Source organism: Pseudomonas brassicacearum, from assembly GCF_000585995.1.
GTDB classification, from domain to species: Bacteria; Pseudomonadota; Gammaproteobacteria; order Pseudomonadales; family Pseudomonadaceae; genus Aquipseudomonas; species Aquipseudomonas brassicacearum_A.
Genome location: NZ_CP007410.1, coordinates 267,351 through 284,762 on the forward strand (window position 1 = coordinate 267,351; position 17,412 = coordinate 284,762).

At 60.9% G+C, this 17,412-nt stretch carries 15 protein-coding genes; 3 read left to right on the top strand and 12 right to left on the bottom strand.

Annotated features, from left to right (window positions below; translation table 11 throughout):
* Window positions 1–75: 75 nt before the first annotated feature.
* The 11 genes from CD58_RS01130 to CD58_RS01180 all read right to left on the bottom strand — a co-directional run bounded on the left by CD58_RS01130 (window position 76) and on the right by CD58_RS01180 (window position 11,783).
* Window positions 76–720, bottom strand: a complete 645-nt coding sequence (locus CD58_RS01130; RefSeq protein ID WP_025211262.1) for a methionine ABC transporter permease — start codon at window positions 718–720, stop codon at window positions 76–78.
* Entirely contained in the window at window positions 710–1,834 is a 1,125-nt protein-coding gene (locus CD58_RS01135) for a methionine ABC transporter ATP-binding protein (RefSeq protein WP_025211263.1), read from the bottom strand. The genes CD58_RS01130 and CD58_RS01135 overlap by 11 nt, the downstream gene beginning before the upstream one ends.
* 2 nt (window positions 1,835–1,836) lie before the next feature.
* A complete protein-coding gene (locus CD58_RS01140) occupies window positions 1,837–2,646 on the bottom strand; it encodes a MetQ/NlpA family ABC transporter substrate-binding protein (protein ID WP_025211264.1) in 810 nt (269 codons plus the stop codon).
* A 173-nt stretch (window positions 2,647–2,819) separates the two neighbouring features.
* On the bottom strand, window positions 2,820–4,178 hold the full coding sequence (locus tag CD58_RS01145; RefSeq protein WP_025211265.1) for an LLM class flavin-dependent oxidoreductase: 1,359 nt from the start codon (window positions 4,176–4,178) through the stop codon (window positions 2,820–2,822).
* The gene (locus tag CD58_RS01150) at window positions 4,178–5,371 is read right to left on the bottom strand and encodes an SfnB family sulfur acquisition oxidoreductase (protein ID WP_025211266.1); all 1,194 of its coding nucleotides are present in this window, start codon (window positions 5,369–5,371) and stop codon (window positions 4,178–4,180) included. The genes CD58_RS01145 and CD58_RS01150 overlap by 1 nt, the downstream gene beginning before the upstream one ends.
* 23 nt (window positions 5,372–5,394) lie before the next feature.
* Window positions 5,395–6,642 carry an SfnB family sulfur acquisition oxidoreductase gene (locus CD58_RS01155; protein WP_025211267.1) on the bottom strand — a complete coding sequence of 416 codons (1,248 nt, stop codon included), beginning with the start codon at window positions 6,640–6,642 and terminating at the stop codon, window positions 5,395–5,397.
* A gap of 327 nt (window positions 6,643–6,969) precedes the next feature.
* A complete protein-coding gene (locus CD58_RS01160) occupies window positions 6,970–7,746 on the bottom strand; it encodes a hypothetical protein (RefSeq protein ID WP_025211268.1) in 777 nt (258 codons plus the stop codon).
* A 505-nt stretch (window positions 7,747–8,251) separates the two neighbouring features.
* Window positions 8,252–9,013, bottom strand: a complete 762-nt coding sequence (gene tcyN, locus CD58_RS01165; protein ID WP_025211269.1) for an L-cystine ABC transporter ATP-binding protein TcyN — start codon at window positions 9,011–9,013, stop codon at window positions 8,252–8,254.
* A gap of 3 nt (window positions 9,014–9,016) precedes the next feature.
* The gene (gene tcyL / locus CD58_RS01170) at window positions 9,017–9,682 is read right to left on the bottom strand and encodes a cystine ABC transporter permease (RefSeq protein ID WP_025211270.1); all 666 of its coding nucleotides are present in this window, start codon (window positions 9,680–9,682) and stop codon (window positions 9,017–9,019) included.
* A complete protein-coding gene (gene tcyJ / locus CD58_RS01175; RefSeq protein ID WP_025211271.1) occupies window positions 9,682–10,482 on the bottom strand; it encodes a cystine ABC transporter substrate-binding protein in 801 nt (266 codons plus the stop codon). The genes tcyL and tcyJ overlap by 1 nt, the downstream gene beginning before the upstream one ends.
* Window positions 10,483–10,790: 308 nt before the next feature.
* Window positions 10,791–11,783, bottom strand: a complete 993-nt coding sequence (locus CD58_RS01180) for a D-cysteine desulfhydrase (protein WP_025211272.1) — start codon at window positions 11,781–11,783, stop codon at window positions 10,791–10,793.
* 507 nt (window positions 11,784–12,290) lie between these two features.
* Here CD58_RS01180 and betT point away from each other — a divergent pair.
* Window positions 12,291–14,252 (top strand): choline transporter BetT, encoded by a 1,962-nt coding sequence (gene betT / locus CD58_RS01185; protein WP_200868915.1) that lies wholly within the window; start codon window positions 12,291–12,293, stop codon window positions 14,250–14,252.
* A gap of 12 nt (window positions 14,253–14,264) precedes the next feature.
* On the opposite strand, the gene CD58_RS01190 is transcribed toward betT, so the two are convergent.
* The gene (locus CD58_RS01190; protein ID WP_025211274.1) at window positions 14,265–15,005 is read right to left on the bottom strand and encodes an SDR family oxidoreductase; all 741 of its coding nucleotides are present in this window, start codon (window positions 15,003–15,005) and stop codon (window positions 14,265–14,267) included.
* A 132-nt stretch (window positions 15,006–15,137) separates the two neighbouring features.
* On the opposite strand from CD58_RS01190, the gene CD58_RS01195 reads away from it, so the two are divergent.
* Together CD58_RS01195 and mgrA are read left to right on the top strand one after the other, a co-directional pair.
* Window positions 15,138–16,028, top strand: coding sequence for a LysR family transcriptional regulator (locus tag CD58_RS01195; RefSeq protein WP_025211275.1), 891 nt, complete (start codon window positions 15,138–15,140; stop codon window positions 16,026–16,028).
* Between the two features lie 199 nt (window positions 16,029–16,227).
* Window positions 16,228–17,265 (top strand): L-glyceraldehyde 3-phosphate reductase, encoded by a 1,038-nt coding sequence (gene mgrA, locus CD58_RS01200; RefSeq protein WP_025211276.1) that lies wholly within the window; start codon window positions 16,228–16,230, stop codon window positions 17,263–17,265.
* The last annotated feature ends 147 nt before the right edge of the window (window positions 17,266–17,412 follow it).

Sequence of the window (17,412 nt, forward strand, 5' to 3'; positions counted from 1 at the left end):
GGGACTTGGGTTGGGAGCGTCAGCCGACTATACCGCAAGCAGACTCACTCCCCCATTGGCATCGGCCAACGCCGCCTAACGCTTGTTCAAGCCCCGCGCCAATCGGTCCCCACCCAGTTGAATCACCGCCACCAACGCCACCAGCAACACGATCACCGTGAGCATGATCTGGCTGTCGAATCGCTGGTAGCCATACCGGTAGGCGATGTCCCCCAGGCCTCCGGCGCCGATCGCGCCGGCCATGGCCGAGGAGTTGATCATGGTCACCAGCGTGATGGTAAAACCGCCGACGATGCCCGGCAGTGCTTCGGGCAGCAGCACGTGCCAGACGATGTGCCAGCGCCGGCACCCCATGGCCTGGGCCGCTTCGATCAGGCCGTGGTCGACCTCCCGCAGGCTGACTTCGGCGATGCGGGCGAAGAACGGTGTGGCGGCGATGGTCAGGGGGACCACCGCAGCCCAAACGCCGTAGGTGGTGCCGACAATCAGCCGCGTGAACGGAATCAACGCCACCATCAGAATCAGGAAGGGGATCGAGCGAAACAGGTTCACGAATGCGCCCAGGGCGCGATTCAGGGCGGGCGCTTCATAGATCCCGCCCTTGCCGCTGGTGACCAGAATCACCGCCAGCGGAATGCCCGCCAGCAACGCGATCAACGACGACACGCCGACCATCAGGAAGGTGTCGATGAAACCCTGCAATAACCGATCAAACCACATAACCCAGCACCTCCACCCGTTGCGCCCAATTGCCCGCACGTTGGCGCAGTTCCTCGGCACCCCATGACGAGCCACTCACCGCCAGCAGCAATTGCCCTAGCCCGTGGCCCTGAATCCGTTCGATGCCACCGTGCAGCAGCCGCACCCGACCACCGAGGGCGTTGAACAAGGCTGCGAGGTCCGGCTCGTCCCGCCCGATACCGGTGAATTGCAGGCGCAGCACGGTGGCCGCATCCGCCGATGCGGGTTGCACCTGCAGGCGGCCTTGCAGTTCTTCCGGTATGGCGTGTTGCAGCGGGGCCAGCAGCGTTCGGCTGACTTCGTGTTGCGGATTGCCGAACACTTCCCAGACGGGCCCCTGCTCGACGATCCGCCCTTGCTCGAGCACCACCACCCGGTCGCACACTTCGCGGATCACTGCCATCTCGTGGGTGATCAGTACGATGGTCAGGCCCAGTCGCTGATTGATCTCACGCAGCAGACCGAGGATCGACTGGGTGGTCTCCGGGTCCAGGGCCGAGGTGGCCTCGTCGCACAACAGAATCTGCGGATCATGCACCAGCGCCCGGGCGATCCCGACGCGCTGCTTCTGCCCGCCCGAGAGCTGCGCCGGGTAGGCCTTGTGCTTGCCTTGCAAGCCCACCAGCTCCAACAGCTCGCGAACTTTCTGCTGGCGTTGTTCCTTGGGCACGCCGGCGACTTTGAGTGGCAGCTCGACGTTCTGCCACACGGTCTTGGCCGACATCAGGTTGAAGTGCTGGAAGATCATGCCGACGCGCCGACGCAGTTCCACCAGGCGGTCTTCATCGAACTCGCCGATGTTCACCTGATCGATCAGCACCCGTCCGCTGGTGGGTTGTTCCAGACGGTTGATGGTGCGGATCAGCGATGACTTGCCGGCGCCGCTGCGGCCGATGATGCCGAACACCTCGCCGCGCTGGATCGCCAGGTCAATGCCGTGCAGCGCAGCCACCGGGCCTTGGCTGCCGCTGTAAGTCTTGCCCAGGCCGATAAACCGCACATGGGCACGGTTCAGCTCCGGATGCAGTTCGGTGTGTCCGGCGCTCTGGGGCGCGGGGGCTTCATCTCTGAGTCGAGCGTTGACGGCGTTCATGATCAACCTTCCCAGCCGGCCTGATAGAGCTTGCCGTGGGCCTTGTCCAGGGCGGCGCGCACGGCAGGCGAGTGCTGGTAGATGTCGACGAACTTGATCAATCGTGGATCGTCCTGGCTCTTGGGCTGGATCACGAACTGGATCACGTATTCCTTGTGATCGAGGCCATCGAACAGCAGGGCAGACGTGGCATCGAAGGTCTTGGCCAGGCGTATGTAGGCGGGGTAGCCCTGCACCAGGTCGGCGTCTTCATAGGCGCGCACCAGTTGCACGGCTTCGACCTGCAGGATCTTGAGTTGCTTCGGGTTGGCGACGATGTCGTCTTCGGTGGCCTTGTAGCCCACGCCTGGCTTGAGGGTGATCAGCCCGGCCTTGGCCAGCAGTTGCAGGCCACGACCGCTGTTGATCGGGTCGTTGGCGATGGCGACAGTCGCGCCTTCGGGCAATTCGTCGAAGCTTTTGTATTTTTTCGAATAGAGGCCGACGTTGTTGATGATCCCCGGTGCAAAGGGCACCAGATCGAACCCGGCGGCGGCCTTGGCGTTTTCCAGGAAGGGGATGTGCTGGAAATAATTCACGTCGATATCGCCAGAAGCGAGGCTGACGTTCGGCGCGATCCAGTCGCTGAACTCCACCAGCTCGACCTTCAGGCCTTGCTTGCCGGCCTCTTCCACGGCCGCCTCCAGGGGAATGGCGAACGCGGCGGTGGTGCCGATTTTCAGCGGTGCATCGGCGGCAAACAGCGCCGAGCTGAACAGGCCGAGGGCCAGGGCCAGTGCTTTGACTGGCAGGGTTAGAAGTTGCGTGGTCATGTTGGTTATTCCAGTCATTGATTAATTGAGCCATGTGCTTGTGTGGCGAGGGAGCTTGCTCCCGCTGGGCCGCGAAGCGGCCCCAAACCAGTCCGCTCGGTCTGTCGGTTGAAACCTCGCCGGTTGGGCGCCTGCTTCGCAGTCGGGCGGGAGCAAGCTCCCTCGCCACAGGGTCAGTGTCGGTAGGTTGAGCCGGTGTGTTGTCCAGGTAGATGAGCCCCCGCGCGGAACAGCTTTTCCCGCAGGGTCCCGTTGTCGTATTCGGTCTTGTACGAACCACGTCGCTGCAGTTCGGGAATCACCAGGTCGATGAAGTCCACATAGCTTTGCGGCGTCACGATGCGGGTCAGGTTGAAGCCATCGAGGCCGGTTTCGGCGATCCACGACTCCAGCTCGTCGGCCACCTGTTCGGGCGAGCCGACCACCGTGATGTAGCGGCCACCCAAGGCGTGTTGCTCCAATAATCTGCGCCGGGTCCAATCGTTGTTCTGCAGGGTCTTGGTGGCGGACTGGATGGCGTTGCTTTTCACGTACTGGATCGGCTCGTCCAGTTCGTAGGCGGAAAAATCGATGCCCGTCGATGCGGAAAAATGTGCCACCCCGGCCTCGGCGCTGGCGTAGCCCAGGTACTCGGCATGCTTGGCCCAGGCGGCCGCTTCGGTCTCGCCGACGATCACGTTCAGGCCCATGAATACCTTGATGTCCTCCGGGTTGCGCCCGGCCTCGACGGCACTGGTGCGAACCTTGTCCACCTGGACCTTGGTCGCTGGTTTGTTCTGACCGCTGATGAACACGCACTCGGCGTGTCGCCCGGCAAACAACAAGCCGCGTTCCGAACTGCCGGCCTGGAACAACACCGGCGTGCGCTGGGGCGACGGTTCGCACAGGTGATAACCCTCGACCTGATAGAACTCGCCCTGGTGCCGGACCTTGTGCACTTTCTCTGGCTGCGCATAGATCCGCTGCTGGCGATCGTTGAGCACCGCGTCGTTTTCCCAGCTGCCTTCCCAGAGTTTGTAGAGCACTTGCAGGTACTCGTCGGCCTGGTCGTAGCGGCGGTCATGCTCCACTTGTGCGGTCAGGCCCATGGCTTTGGCGGCGCTGTCCAGGTAGCCGGTGACGATGTTCCAGCCGACCCGGCCGCGGCTCAGGTGGTCGAGGGTGCTCATGCGTCGGGCAAACAGGTACGGCGGTTCGTAGGTGAGGTTGGCGGTGAGGCCGAAGCCCAGGTTGTTCGTGACGGCGGCCATTGCCGAGACCAGCAGCAACGGGTCGTTGACCGGCAGCTGGATCGACTCTTTCAGAGTGACGTCCACCGACTGTTGGTACACGTCATAGACGCCGACGATATCGGCGATGAACAGCCCGTCGAACAGCCCGCGCTCGAGCAGCTGCGCCAGGGCGGTCCAGTATTCGAGGGTGTTGTACTGGGTCGACGTGTCCTGGGGATGGGTCCACAAGCCATGATTGATATGCCCGATGCAGTTCATGTTGAACGCGTTGAGCAGAATTTTTTTCTTGCTGTGGGCCATCAAATGGTCCCCCGCAGCGGCGGCTTTTCATCGTTGAGGTAGAAGTTACCCACCGCGTGATACTTCCAGCGCACCGGGTCATGCAGGGTGTGCACCCGGGCATTGCGCCAGTGGCGATCCAGGCCATGTTCAGCCAGGGTCGCCTGGCTGCCGGCCAACTCGAACAGGGTGCTGCCGGCGGCGAGGGCAATCTCGGTGCTGATGGCGCGGGCTTCGGCCACGGCAATCGAGGCGGCGGCGACCGTGTCGGCCTGCGGGTTGGCCTGGGCCTGGTCGAGAAACTCGCCCGCGCGTTCCAGCAGGGCTTCGGCGGCGTGCAGGCGGATGCTCAGTCGGCCGAAGCTTTTGAGGGTGTGCGGGTCTTCGGTGGCAACGTCGCTGGTGGCGTCGATCCAGGGCCGGGTTTTGCTGCGGACAAAGTGCAGGGCGTCTTCATAGGCGGCGCGGGCGATGCCGGTGTCGATGGCCGCGTGAAGAATCTGCGCCAGCGGCCCCACCGGTGTCGGGCGTTCGAAGGCGCTCTGGAACGGCACGATGTCTTCGGCAGAGACATAGACGTCCTCGAACACCACCGAACCGCTGCCCGTGGTGCGCTGGCCGAAACCGCTCCAGTCGTCGATGACCGTCAGGCCTTTGCTGTCGCGAGGGACGAAGGCCAGTTGCTGCACGCCGTTTTCATCCACCACCGACGTAGGAATGCGCTGGGCGTAGATCGCTCCCGTGGCGTAGAACTTGCGGCCGTTGATGCGATAGCCTTCGCCGTCGCGGCGCAATTGGGTCGTGCGGTCGTGGGCGGTCTTGGTGCCCAGTTCGGCCAGCGCATTGCCGAACCGCTGGCCGGCCAGCACTTCGGCGTACAGGCGTTGCTTTTGCGCTTCGCTGCCGTTCACTCGCAGCACTTCCAGGGCGTAGTAATGGTTTTGCGGTATCTGTCCCAGGGAGCCGTCGGCCTGAGCAATCAGCGCAATGACCTTGGCCAGCGTGACGTTGGAAACGCCTGCGCCGCCATAGGCCTTGGGCACGCTGATGCCCCACAGGCCGGAGCGGGAAAAAGCCTCCAGTTCCGGGTGTGGCAGGCGACGCTCACGGTCGCGCAGGGCGCTGTCGCGCTTGAAGTCGTCGGCCAGGTCGCTGGCCACGATCAGGGCTTGTTCATCGCTGGTGATCACCGCGACGTGTTGAGAAAACGTCATGTACTGCTCCAGAGGTCGGGTCGTCAGATCCAGGAATGTCGGGCCGGTAAGGTGCCGTTCAGGTGGTAGGCGCCTACCGCGTGATACTTCCAGCGCACCGGGTCGTGCAGGGTGTGGACCCGCGCGTTGCGCCAGTGGCGATCGAGATTGAATTCGGCGAGGGTGGCGCGGCTGCCGGCCAGCTCGAAGAGCTTTTCGCTGGCGTGCAGGGCGATCTCGGTGGTGAGCACCTTGGCCTCGGCCACCGCAATCGAGGCTCGGGCGGCCGATTGCGCGGTGATCGGCGCGGCGCTGACCTGGTCCAGCACTCGTCCGGCTTTGCGCAACAGTGCTTCGGCGGCGTGCAGTTCGATTTTCAGTTTGCCGATGTCGGCAATCACGTAGAGGTCGTCACTGGCGCGGTCGACCTTGGCGTCGATCCAGGGCCGGGCGCGTTCGCGAACGAAGGTGATGGCATCGTCAATGGCGCCACGGGCAATGCCCGCGTCGATGGCGGCCTGGATCAATTGCGAGATCGCACCCTGTACATTTGGCGTCTCATTGATGCGCCAGTTAGCCAACACCAGTTCAGCGTCGACCCGCACGTTGTTCAGTAACACGGTGCCGCTGGCCGTGGTGCGCTGGCCGAAGCCCGACCAGTCGTCGACGATGCGCAGCCCCGGAGTGCCGCGGCGAACGAACGCCAATACCTGGCGGCCCTGGTCATTCAGTGCCTTGACTGCCACCCAGTGGGCGAACAGCGCGCCGGTGGAGTAGAACTTCTGTCCGCTGATGACAAAACCGTCACCGTCACCGTCAGCGCTGATCCGTGCCTTGAGTTCAAGGGTATTGCGGGTGCCTCGTTCCGGCCCGGCGTTGCCGATGCGCCAGCCTTCGAGCACGCTCTGCAGAAGGATTTCTTTCTGCCGTTCGGTGCCTGTGCCGAGAATCAGCTGGAGCACACCGAATTGGTTCTGCGGAATCTGCCCAAGGGCCGGGTCGGCAGCGGAGATGATCGCGAACACGTCGGCAAGGGTGACGAACGAAACCTGCGGGCCGCCGTATTCCCGGGGGATGCTGATGCTGCCGAGCCCTGTACGGGTGAACTGCTCGATCTCTGACCAGGGCAGTTTGCGCTGTTGATCTCGCCGCGCGGCCTGCTGACGGGCGACCTGCGCCAGTTCATGGGCGGCTTTGATCGCCTCGGCATCATTGCGCAGCACCTGTGCGGGCAACAACAGCGGTGCGATGTCCAGGTCGCTCTGGAGCTTTGCTTGCGCCAAATCCGACATTACAGCCACTCCGTGGCTGCAGGCAGCGCGTTGGCATTCTGCACTGGGGTGATTGTGTTCCGTACCATACCCACCTCACATCTTTTCGGAAAACGCCGCGATGAATGCGACGAGTCAAAATCAAGGATGTCCGGTGGTCCGGTGTATATACCCTAAGCGTGTATAAATTATTTTTGAACTAACTTTTAGGAATATCAATAGAGGGCTTTTGCAGAGTGATGGTGTGGCGAGGGAGCTTGCTCCCGCTGGGTTGCGCAGCAACCCTTCTGTTTGCCGGTGGGTGCTACGCACCCAAGCGGGAGCAAGCTCCCTCGCCACAAAAGCTACTCAACAGTGCTTATTTTTGTCGGAGGCCTCGGCCGCCATGAGCAGCTCTTTCGAGGGCTTTTTCAGATACGGATTGGCGCACCCGATTTTCAACGTTCGCGGCGGTGCCCAGTGGGAGTTGTTTCCCACCCGATCAATGATGCAGTAGGTCACTTCCAGACGCAGGTCTTCGCCTGCTTCCAAAATGATCTGCGGCGGCACCCAGATATGGATCGGCTGGCCAACCTCGGTCGGTTTGACCGGCGGCAGGTCCATGCGCACATCGCCCCAGCGCAGGGTGACCGCATCGCCGGCGGCCATGTTCAGGTAGGGTTCGATCGTCACGGGTACGCCGCGCTTGACCTGGTTCGGGTTCACCCCTTGGCGACGGATGGTGCCGGGAATGCGCACCGGCGCCAGGCCCTGGTTTTCGTCGCCGCTCAGGGCTGACGGTTGGCCGCCGGGGCAGTCGAGCTTTACCTGCACCCGTTGCGTGGCTGACAGAGCCGGCCCGCGTCCGACCTGCATCACACGATAATGGATGCGCGAGGTGCCGTTGACGATGAAACTCTCCGGTACCCGCAACGTGACGCTGCCCTGTACGTCCGTTTGCGACAGCAGGCGAGAGCCCACGTAGCAGTTGTCCCAGAACAGTTCGATCAGATCGCCCGCGTCCATGCCAGGGTAGGGGGCAATGGCGACCTCCAGATGAGCAGCACTGGTGATGTTGATACCGGTAGGGTGGGCATTGGCCAGGGTGGGCGCGGACAGCTCAGCAATGTTCGACGTACATGTCATGGTGTTCTCCTTGATGCTTGAAAACGAAGTCCGTTTCGGGAAGATCAAAGGCGCTTGATCATCGCGACCTATTTATAGTCTGCGCCGTCATAGAGGCTACTAACGGCAAATCACCGTGCAGAACTAAATTAATTGCGTTGCCTGTTGGTCACTAGATAAGGGTTCAATAGTTTCAGTGTCAATAGAGGAACTTGCTAAATAGTTCATTGTGAAACGCTTCAGAAACCTCCTACGCGCTCGTGTTAAGAATACGCGACGCCGGGTGATCTTTTCTTCGGTTTATCCATTGCCAAACCGCATGCGGAAGCCGGGGCAGCTAACGTGGGTTGGAACTTGGTCTGATGGGATATGTTGCGAGAGGTATATATATATATCGCACCAGAAAGTTGGGGGTTTTAAGTTGTTTGGAAGTTGCAAGTTATTTCTTTGTAACTTGCTAGGTGATGGGGGCGGTGTTGTAAGTTGTCTCACTTCCATCCTTGGAAGTGACGACGTTACCAATAACTTACTGGGTGCCGTGTCCGGCCGAGAGGAACTTGCTGAGGAACTGTCGAGTGCGTTCTTCCTTGGGGGCTGCAAACAAAGCCTTGGCTTCGCCTTGCTCGACGATTACGCCTTTGTCGAAAAACACCACGCGATTGGCCACATCCCGGGCGAAGCCCATTTCGTGGGTCACGATGACCATGGTGCGTTTCTCTTCGGCCAGGCCGCGAATGGTCGCCAGGACTTCGCCGACCAATTCCGGATCGAGGGCCGAGGTTGGCTCGTCGAACAGGATCACCGCAGGTTCCATCGCCAGCGCCCGGGCAATCGCCACGCGCTGCTGCTGGCCGCCGGAGAGGCGCCGTGGGTAGGCGTCTTCCTTGCCAGAGAGGCCTACCTTGGCCAACAGTTTGCGGCCCAGGGCTTCGGCGTCGGCACGTGGAATCTTTTTCACCACCAACGGACCTTCGATCACGTTCTCCAGCGCGGTGCGATGGGGAAACAGATTGAAGTTCTGGAACACGAAACCGACCTGCTGACGCAGGCGGCGCACCAGGCCCTGTTGCTGATTCAGCGGGCGGCTGCCATCGATTTCGATGTCGCCGACCTTGATCCGGCCACTACTGGGTTCTTCGAGGAAGTTCAGGCAGCGCAGGAAGGTGGTCTTGCCCGAACCGCTGGGGCCGATGATCGCAACCACTTCGCCTTCTTCGATCTTCAGGTCGATGCCGTTGAGCACCACCTGACCCTTGAACTGCTTTGTCAGTTTTTCCACGACAATCATGGGTCAGGACTCCTGGTCATGCTGATTGACCCGGGCTTCCAGGACGTTCTGCAGGTGCGAGAGCACGGTGGCAAGAACCCAATAGATCAGCGCGGCGGCAAGGTACATGGTGAAGATTTCGAAGGTTCGCGCGGTGATCAACTGCGCCTGGCGGAACAGCTCCGGGACCTGGATGGTTGCCGCCAGCGCGGTGTCCTTGACCAGGGAAATGAAGCTGTTGCCCAACGGCGGCAGGGCTGTGCGCGCGGCTTGCGGCAGGATGGCCCGGCGCAGGGTCTGGGCGCGGGTCATGCCGATACTCGCCGCCGCTTCCCACTGGCCGCGCTCGATGGAGCTGATGGCGGCCCGCAGGATTTCACACGCATAGGCGGCCATGTTCAGCGAGAAACCGATCAGCGCCGCTGGCAGCGGATCCAGTTCGATGCCCAGTTGCGGCAACCCGTAATAGATCACGAACAACTGCACCAGCAACGGCGTGCCACGAAAGAACGACACGTAGATGCGGGCAATCCAGCTCACCAGTTTGAAGCGCGACAGGCGCATCAGCGCCAGGCCGAACCCCAGCAGCAAGCCGAAAAACATGCCGCCCAGGCTGAGGATGACCGTGTAGTACGCGCCCTTGAGCAGGAAGGGCGCGGAGTCCAGCGCGAGTTGAAAAGCTGCTTCCATTATTTTGTAACGTCAGCGCTGAAGTATTTTTCCGATAGCTTTTTCAGCGTGCCGTCGGCGCGAAGTTTGTCGATGGCCTTGTTCACCGCGTCCAGCAGTTCAGGCTCGCCTTTGCGCAGGGCAATACCGGCTTCCTGGCGAGAGAACGCTTCGCTGGTGACGGTGGTGTCCTTGGCTTTCTTGGCGTATTCCAGCGCGGCCAGACGGTCGATCAGGATGGTATCGATACGGCCGACACGCAGGTCCTGGAACTTGGTTGGATCGTCATCGTAGGTTTTGACTTGGGCGCCCGGTACTTCTGCCTTGACCCACTGTTCGTAGTTGGTACCCAAGCCCACGCCGACTTTTTTACCGTCCAGGTCAGCGGCCTTCTTGATGTTCAGCTCGTCGGCTTTCTTGGTCAGTACCAGCGCTTGGATCCCGGAAATGGTGTACGGCTCGGAGAAGTCGTATTTTTTCTTACGCTCCTCGGAGATCGTCACCTGGTTGACCACTGCGTCCAGACGCTTGGATTCCAACGCTGCGAGGATGCCGGCCCATGGGGTCGTCTGCAGTTTGACCTTCACACCCAGTTCCTTGGCCAGGGCTTCGGAGAACTCCACTTCGAAGCCGGTCAGTTTGCCGCTGTCGTCAACAAAGCTGAACGGTGGGTAAGTACCTTCCAAGCCGATCTTGATTTCACCGGCATCCTTGATTTTTTGCAGCTGCTCACCGGCAACCGCTTGCCCCAACAGGCCGGCGCTTAATGCCAGGCCTAGCGAACCTACCAACAGGTTGCGACGTAATGCGGAAAAATTCATGACAAGCCCCTGTGTTTTCTTATGAAGAGGTTATTTTGGATGAGAAAGGCGTAGCCGAGATCTGAAAAGATTTGCCACATCCTGCCTTAAAGCAGCCTGGGCGTCTCGCAGCAAATGCGCCTGCGGCGAGACTATAAGAGGGTCTTTATAGATTGGAAAATAATATTAAATCAACCATATATGCCCATTTGGAATGACTTCCTGTGGGAGCTAGCTTGCTCGCGAAGGCGGCGTGTCAGTCGATATATTTCCAGCTGATACACCGCCTTCGCGAGCAAGCCCGCTCCCACAAGGGTTCTTCAATAATTCTAAAACGCTGCGTTATAGGCAAACAACGCCGGCGCGCCGCCGGTGTGCAGGAAGATGATCGGACCTTCGTCGAAACGGTCGCGACCAATGCCGTCGAGCAGGCCGGCCATGGCCTTGCCGGTATAGACCGGGTCCAGCAACAGGCCTTCCTGACTGGCCAGCAGTTTGACCGCTGCCAGGGTCCCGGCGTTTGGCTCGCCGTAACGGGGGGCGAAATATTCGTCCCACAGATTCACTTTGAACGCGTCTGGAAGAGCAACTTCCAGCAGTTGGGCAGTGCGCTCGGCCAGGCCCTGGACCTTCGGAAATTGGTCTTCCTCGCTGCGCGAAACCGTTACGCCAATGACGGGGAGCGCCGGCAGCGCTTCACTCAAAGCCAGCGCCAGGCCGCTGTGGGTTCCGGCACTGCCCGAGGCCAGCACCACGGCGGCGAATTCAAGCCCGGTGTCCTTGATCTGCTCGGCCAGTTCCAGGCCCGCGCGCACATAGCCCAGCGCGCCCAAGGCGTTTGAACCGCCAATCGGCACCAAGTAGGGTTTTTTGCCATTGTTGCGCAGACGATCGGCGAGGGCCTGCAATTGTTCGTCGGCGTTGTCCAGGTTTTCGACCAGTTCGACCTTGGCGTCAAACAGCTCCAGCAGCAGGCGGTTGCCATTGCCCAGGTAATTGCCGTCCTCGGTGCCGATTGGGTTTTCCAGCAAGGCCACGCACCCCAGGCCCAGCTTCGCCGCCAGGGCGGCAGTCTGGCGCACATGGTTGGACTGGATCGCGCCGGCGGTGATGAGGGTATCGGCGCCTTGAGCCAGGGCATCGGCCGCGAGGTATTCGAGCTTGCGCAGTTTGTTGCCGCCCAGGGCCAGGGGCGTCAGGTCGTCGCGCTTGATATAGATGTCGCGACCGAGCCAGGTGGAGAGACGGTCGAGTTTTTCCAGCGGTGTCGGGTGACCAAGCAGGTCGAGACGATTAAAGCGGGCCAGCTGTTGTTTGATCATGGGGTCCGTACTGGTTGTAGGAGATGCCTGGACTATAGGCACGGTGATATTCAGGGGCAACCGGCAATCGTTTGTCGGGGTATAAACCGGCGGGGAGGGCTCCCGATTGCTGGACAACGAAGATCTTGTGGGAGCGGGCTTGCTCGCGAAGGGGGACTTCCAATTTACACTGATGTGAATGTTACGGCCCCTTCGCGAGCAAGCCCGCTCCCACAGGATGCGTGTTCGGCAGGGCATACGGTTTTCGCCACTGAACGAATGCTCTCCAAGCAACGTCATACCCCCGTAGGCCTGCGTAGGAAACGCACCGTCGAGCCCTGCGATTAGTCCTTAGCTACCTATTCATGTTTAACTTGAACGTTCATTCAAGTTAAACCGTCGGTTTGCTGCCCGCTCACAATAAGGAGGCTTGCTTTTGCCGAGTCCGTTTTCGACCTTCGCTGTTTCGCTGCCCGGGGCCTCTCGTCCATGAGTGCCTCGTCCCTGCCACCCAGCGGCCTGGTCCGCATGAATCCGCCGGTGTTTTACTTTGCGGCGACCTTCATTCTGCTGTTCGGCCTGGTGGTGATTGCCGTGCCGGAGCAGGCTGGTGCCTGGCTGCTGGCGGCGCAGAACTGGGCGGCCAATACGGTCGGCTGGTATTACATGCTGGCGATGACCCTGTATCTGGTCTTCGTGGTGGTCACCGCCTTGTCCGGCTACGGCAAGATCAAGCTCGGTGCCGACCACGACGAACCCGAATTCAGTTACCTGTCCTGGGCCGGCATGTTGTTCGCCGCCGGCATCAGCATCACGTTGTTTTTCTTCTGCGTCTCCGAGCCACTGACCCATTTGGTGCAGCCGCCCCAGGGCGAGGCCGGTACCGCTGATGCGGCGCGCCAGGCCATGCAGATTCTATTTTTGCACTGGGGGCTGCACGGTTGGGGAGTGTTCGCTTTCGTCGGCATGGCCCTGGCGTACTTTGCCTATCGACACAATTTGCCGCTGGCCCTGCGTTCGGCGCTGTACCCGCTGATCGGCAAACGCATCAACGGCCCCATCGGCTATGCGGTGGACGGCTTCGGCATCATCGCAACCGTGTTCGGCCTCGGCGCGGACATGGGCTTTGGTGTGTTGCACCTCAATTCCGGGCTCGATTATCTGTTCGGCATCGCTCACACCCAGTGGATCCAGGTCGGCCTGATCGTGCTGATGATGGGCGCGGCGATCATCGTCGCGGTGGCCGGTGTCGACAAAGGTGTGCGGGTCATGTCCGACATCAACATGCTGCTGGCCTGTGCCTTGTTGTTGTTCGTGCTGTTCGCCGGGCCCACCCAGCATTTGCTCAACACGTTGATCCAGAACATCGGCGATTACCTCGGCGCCTTGCCGATGAAGAGTTTCGACCTGTACGCCTACAACAAACCCAGCGACTGGCTGGGCGGCTGGACGGTGTTCTACTGGGCCTGGTGGATTGCGTGGTCGCCGTTCGTGGGGCTGTTCATTGCGCGGATTTCCCGTGGCCGCACCATCCGCGAATTCGTGTTTGGCGTGCTGCTGATTCCCCTGGGTTTCACCCTGGCGTGGATGTCGATCTTCGGCAACAGCGCCATCGACCAGGTGCTGAACCATGGCATGAGCGCCTTGGGCATGTCCGCCCTGGAAAACCCGTCGATGAGCCTGTACCTGCTGCTGGAAACCTATCCGTGGAGCAAAACCGTCATCGCGGTCACGGTGTTCATCAGCTTCGTGTTCTTCGTCACGTCCGCCGACTCGGGCACCGTGGTGCTTTCGACGCTGTCGGCCAAAGGCGGCAACCCCGATGAAGACGGGCCGAAATGGCTGCGGGTGTTCTGGGGCGCAATGACCGCCCTGGTGACCAGCGCTTTACTGTTCTCCGGCAGCATCGATGCCTTGAAGTCGGCGGTGGTGCTGACTTCCCTGCCGTTCTCGCTGATCCTGCTGTTGATGATGTGGGGCCTGCACAAGGCGTTCTACCTGGAATCCCAGAAGCAGATCGCGCAATTGCATTCCCTGGCGCCGGTGTCGGGTTCACGCCGGGGCACAGGCGGTTGGCGTCAGCGCTTGAGCCAGGCGGTGCATTTTCCGTCCCGTGACGAGGTGTACCGTTTCCTCGACACGACGGTGCGCCCGGCCATCGAAGAAGTGAAGGCAGTGTTCGCCGAGAAGGGCCTGACGGTCGTGACCCAGCCAGACCCGGCCAACGACAGCGTCAGCCTGGAAATCGGCCACGGCGAGCAGCACCCGTTCATCTACCAGGTGCAGATGCGCGGCTACTTCACGCCGTCCTTTGCCCGGGGCGGCATGGGCTCCAAGGAACTCAACAACCGCCGTTACTACCGTGCCGAGGTGCACTTGAGCGAAGGCAGCCAGGATTACGACCTGGTGGGCTATACCAGGGAGCAGGTCATCAACGACATCCTCGACCAATACGAGCGACACATGCAGTTCCTACACCTGGTGCGCTGATCGGTCCGAGTCTCAGACCAGCCCGCCGTTGGCCCGCAGGATCTGCCCGTTCACCCAACCGGCGTCCGGGCCCACCAGGAAGGCGATGATGCGGGCGATGTCCTGCGGCTGGCCGAGGCGCTCAAGGGGCGGCATCTTGGCGTAGTGCTGTACCTGTTCCTCGCTCTTGCCGTGCATGAACAGTTCGGTCGCGACCGGGCCGGGGGCCACGGCATTGACCGTGATCTGCCGGCCACGCAGTTCCTTGGCAAATACCTGGGTCAAGGACTCCACCGCGGCTTTGCTGGCGATGTACACCGAGTAGCCGGGCAAATTCAAGCCAACGGTGCTGCTGGAAAAATTCACGATCCGGCCGCCGTCGTTCAGACGGGTCGCGGCTTCGCGCAGAGTGTTGAAAGTGCCGCGGGTGTTGATGGCGAATGTCTGATCGAACAACTCGTCGCTGTGCTGCGCCAGGGGCATGACCTGGAGAATGCCGGCGTTGTTGATCAACACATCGACCTTGCCCAGATGCGTTTCGGTTTCATCGAACATCCGCCGGACATCGGCGGCAGAGGACACGTCTGCCTTGATCGCTATGGCTTGATGACCGGCCTGGCGCAGTTGAACCACCAGTTTCGAGGCTTCAGTGGCGCTGTTGGCGTAGTTGATGGCAACGGCAAAGCCTTCGCTGGCCAATTGCTTGGCAATCTCTGCTCCGATGCCGCGGGAGGCGCCGGTCACGATGGCAACTTTCGGATTTTGAACAGTCATGTGAAGGGTCCTTTGCTGTTGAGGTGTTGTGATTCGTTGAAGCCAGATTCACATGTTTACTCTTGGCGATAAATGCATGAGAGTTGCCTTGACTGTTCAATATTTTCTAACAATCGGCGGGGCAGGATTTAGATGGACCAGGTCAAGGCGATGAGAGTGTTTGTCCGCATATACGAGCGCAGCAGCTTCACCCTGGCCGCTGAAGACTTGAATATGCCCCGGGCCACGCTGACCCACACGCTCAATCAATTCGAAGCCTGGCTGGGTGTTCGTTTGTTGGAGCGCAGCACCCGCAAGGTGCGCCCGACCCTCGACGGCGAAGCCTACTACCCACGCTGCGTGCAATTGCTGGCGGAACTTGAAGAGGCCGAACTGGCGTTTCGCGGTGTGGCGCCCAAAGGCAAGCTGAGGGTGGACCTGCATGGCACCCAGGCGCGGTACTTCGTGATTCCGGCGTTGCCACAATTCATGGCTCGCTACCCCGAAATAGAACTGTTCATCAGCGAGGCGGATCGTTTCGTCGACCTGATTGCCGAGGGCGTCGATTGCGTGCTGCGCTCCGGTACGCTGGCGGATTCGTCATTGATCGGCCGGCGTGTCGCCAATCTTCGGCAGATCACCTGTGCCAGCCCAGGTTACCTGCGCCAGTATGGCGAGCCATCGATCCTCGATGACCTGAAAGATCACCGGGCGGTGAATTACGTCTCGCGGACCACCGCCAAACTCTATCCGTTTGAGTTCATGGTCGATGGGGAACTCAAGGAGGTTCCGATCGGGGGCTCGTTGTCCGTGTCTGGTGCCGAGATCTACGCCGCCTCGGCCATCGCCGGCCTGGGCCTGATCCAATGCCCGTATTACCGAATGGAAGAACCGATCCGGCAGGGCCTGATCCAGGAAGTCCTCACCGCCACCCCGCCGCCCTCCATGCCGGTGTCGGTGCTTTATCCGCACAACCGACACATGTCGCCACGGGTTCGTGTGTTCGTGGATTGGGTGGCGGAGGTGTTTGCGCAGGCTCGTTAAGGTGATTCCTGATACTGAAAATCCCCTGTGGGAGCGAGCTTGCTCGCGAAGGCGTCGGCACTCCCATATCACCGCAAACTGACGCACCGCTTTGGCGAGTAAGTCCGATCCAACGACGATATGCGAACTTTCAGCCTGACCAATGCGTCTGTGAAATGTTAGCGTCTGCCAATCGCCGTCCGAACAGAGAGCCTATTCGATGACCTACACCGCTGCCGAAAACCGCTACGAGTCCATTCCTTACCGCCGCGTCGGTCGCAGCGGGCTGGTGCTGCCGGCGCTGTCGCTGGGGTTGTGGCACAACTTCGGCGACAGCACGCCCATCGACACCCAGCGCGCGTTGCTGCGTACGGCGTTCGACCTGGGCATCAACCACTTCGACCTGGCGAACAACTACGGCCCGCCCTACGGCAGCGCCGAGATCAATTTTGGCCGGTTGCTGCGCGAAGACTTCAAGCAGTACCGCGATGAGTTGATCATCTCCAGCAAGGCCGGTTGGGACATGTGGCCGGGCCCTTACGGCCAGGGCGGTGGCTCGCGCAAGTATGTACTCGCCAGTCTCGATCAGAGCCTGCAACGCCTCGGCCTGGACTATGTGGATATCTTCTATTCCCACCGCTTCGACCCCGATACGCCACTGGAAGAAACCGCCAGTGCACTGGCCACTGCGGTGCAGCAGGGCAAGGCGTTGTACATCGGTATTTCTTCCTATTCTGGCGTGAAGACCCGGGAAATGGCGGCGCTGCTCAAAGAGTGGAAAGTCCCGCTGCTGATCCACCAGCCGGCCTACAACCTGCTCAACCGCTGGGTTGAAAAAGACCTGCTGGACGCCACCGACGAACTGGGCGCAGGCGTGATCGCCTTCACTCCGCTGGCCCAAGGGCTGCTGACTGACAAATACCTGAAGGGCATTCCGGCGGATGCACGGGTCAACCGTCCGGGTGGTGGCTCGTTGCAGGCTGCGCATTTATCGGAGGAGAACATCGCCCACGTGCGCGCCCTCAATGAGATCGCCCAGCGACGCGGCCAAAGCCTGGCACAAATGGCCCTGGCCTGGACCCTGCGGGACTCACGGGTCACCTCCGCCCTGATCGGCGCCAGCCGTCCAGAGCAAATCATCGAGAATGTCGGGGCGCTGAAGAACCTGACCTTTAGCGCCGAAGAACTGGCGCAAATCGATCGGTTTGCCCTGGAGGGTGGGATCAATCTTTGGGAGAAACCTTCGTCGGCTGAATAACACAAACCCCTGTGGCGAGGGAGCTTGCTCCCGCTCGACTGCGCAGCAGTCGTAAAAACCTGCCCACTGTTTTTTCCTGATGCGCCGTGTTGAATGGATTGGGGCTGCTACGCAGCCCAGCGGGAGCAAGCTCCCTCGCCACAGGTG

What these genes read in the sequence shown, in the direction of transcription:
- CD58_RS01130 (WP_025211262.1), bottom strand. Translation starts at nt 720, where the DNA reads ATGTGGTTTGATCGGTTATTGCAGGGTTTCATCGACACCTTCCTGATG.
- CD58_RS01195 (WP_025211275.1), top strand. Translation starts at nt 15,138, where the DNA reads ATGGACCAGGTCAAGGCGATGAGAGTGTTTGTCCGCATATACGAGCGC.
- tcyL (WP_025211270.1), bottom strand. Translation starts at nt 9,682, where the DNA reads ATGGAAGCAGCTTTTCAACTCGCGCTGGACTCCGCGCCCTTCCTGCTC.
- CD58_RS01140 (WP_025211264.1), bottom strand. Translation starts at nt 2,646, where the DNA reads ATGACCACGCAACTTCTAACCCTGCCAGTCAAAGCACTGGCCCTGGCC.
- tcyN (WP_025211269.1), bottom strand. Translation starts at nt 9,013, where the DNA reads ATGATTGTCGTGGAAAAACTGACAAAGCAGTTCAAGGGTCAGGTGGTG.
- CD58_RS01155 (WP_025211267.1), bottom strand. Translation starts at nt 6,642, where the DNA reads ATGTCGGATTTGGCGCAAGCAAAGCTCCAGAGCGACCTGGACATCGCA.
- CD58_RS01150 (WP_025211266.1), bottom strand. Translation starts at nt 5,371, where the DNA reads ATGACGTTTTCTCAACACGTCGCGGTGATCACCAGCGATGAACAAGCC.
- mgrA (WP_025211276.1), top strand. Translation starts at nt 16,228, where the DNA reads ATGACCTACACCGCTGCCGAAAACCGCTACGAGTCCATTCCTTACCGC.
- tcyJ (WP_025211271.1), bottom strand. Translation starts at nt 10,482, where the DNA reads ATGAATTTTTCCGCATTACGTCGCAACCTGTTGGTAGGTTCGCTAGGC.
- CD58_RS01160 (WP_025211268.1), bottom strand. Translation starts at nt 7,746, where the DNA reads ATGACATGTACGTCGAACATTGCTGAGCTGTCCGCGCCCACCCTGGCC.
- CD58_RS01145 (WP_025211265.1), bottom strand. Translation starts at nt 4,178, where the DNA reads ATGGCCCACAGCAAGAAAAAAATTCTGCTCAACGCGTTCAACATGAAC.
- betT (WP_200868915.1), top strand. Translation starts at nt 12,291, where the DNA reads ATGAATCCGCCGGTGTTTTACTTTGCGGCGACCTTCATTCTGCTGTTC.
- CD58_RS01135 (WP_025211263.1), bottom strand. Translation starts at nt 1,834, where the DNA reads ATGAACGCCGTCAACGCTCGACTCAGAGATGAAGCCCCCGCGCCCCAG.
- CD58_RS01180 (WP_025211272.1), bottom strand. Translation starts at nt 11,783, where the DNA reads ATGATCAAACAACAGCTGGCCCGCTTTAATCGTCTCGACCTGCTTGGT.
- CD58_RS01190 (WP_025211274.1), bottom strand. Translation starts at nt 15,005, where the DNA reads ATGACTGTTCAAAATCCGAAAGTTGCCATCGTGACCGGCGCCTCCCGC.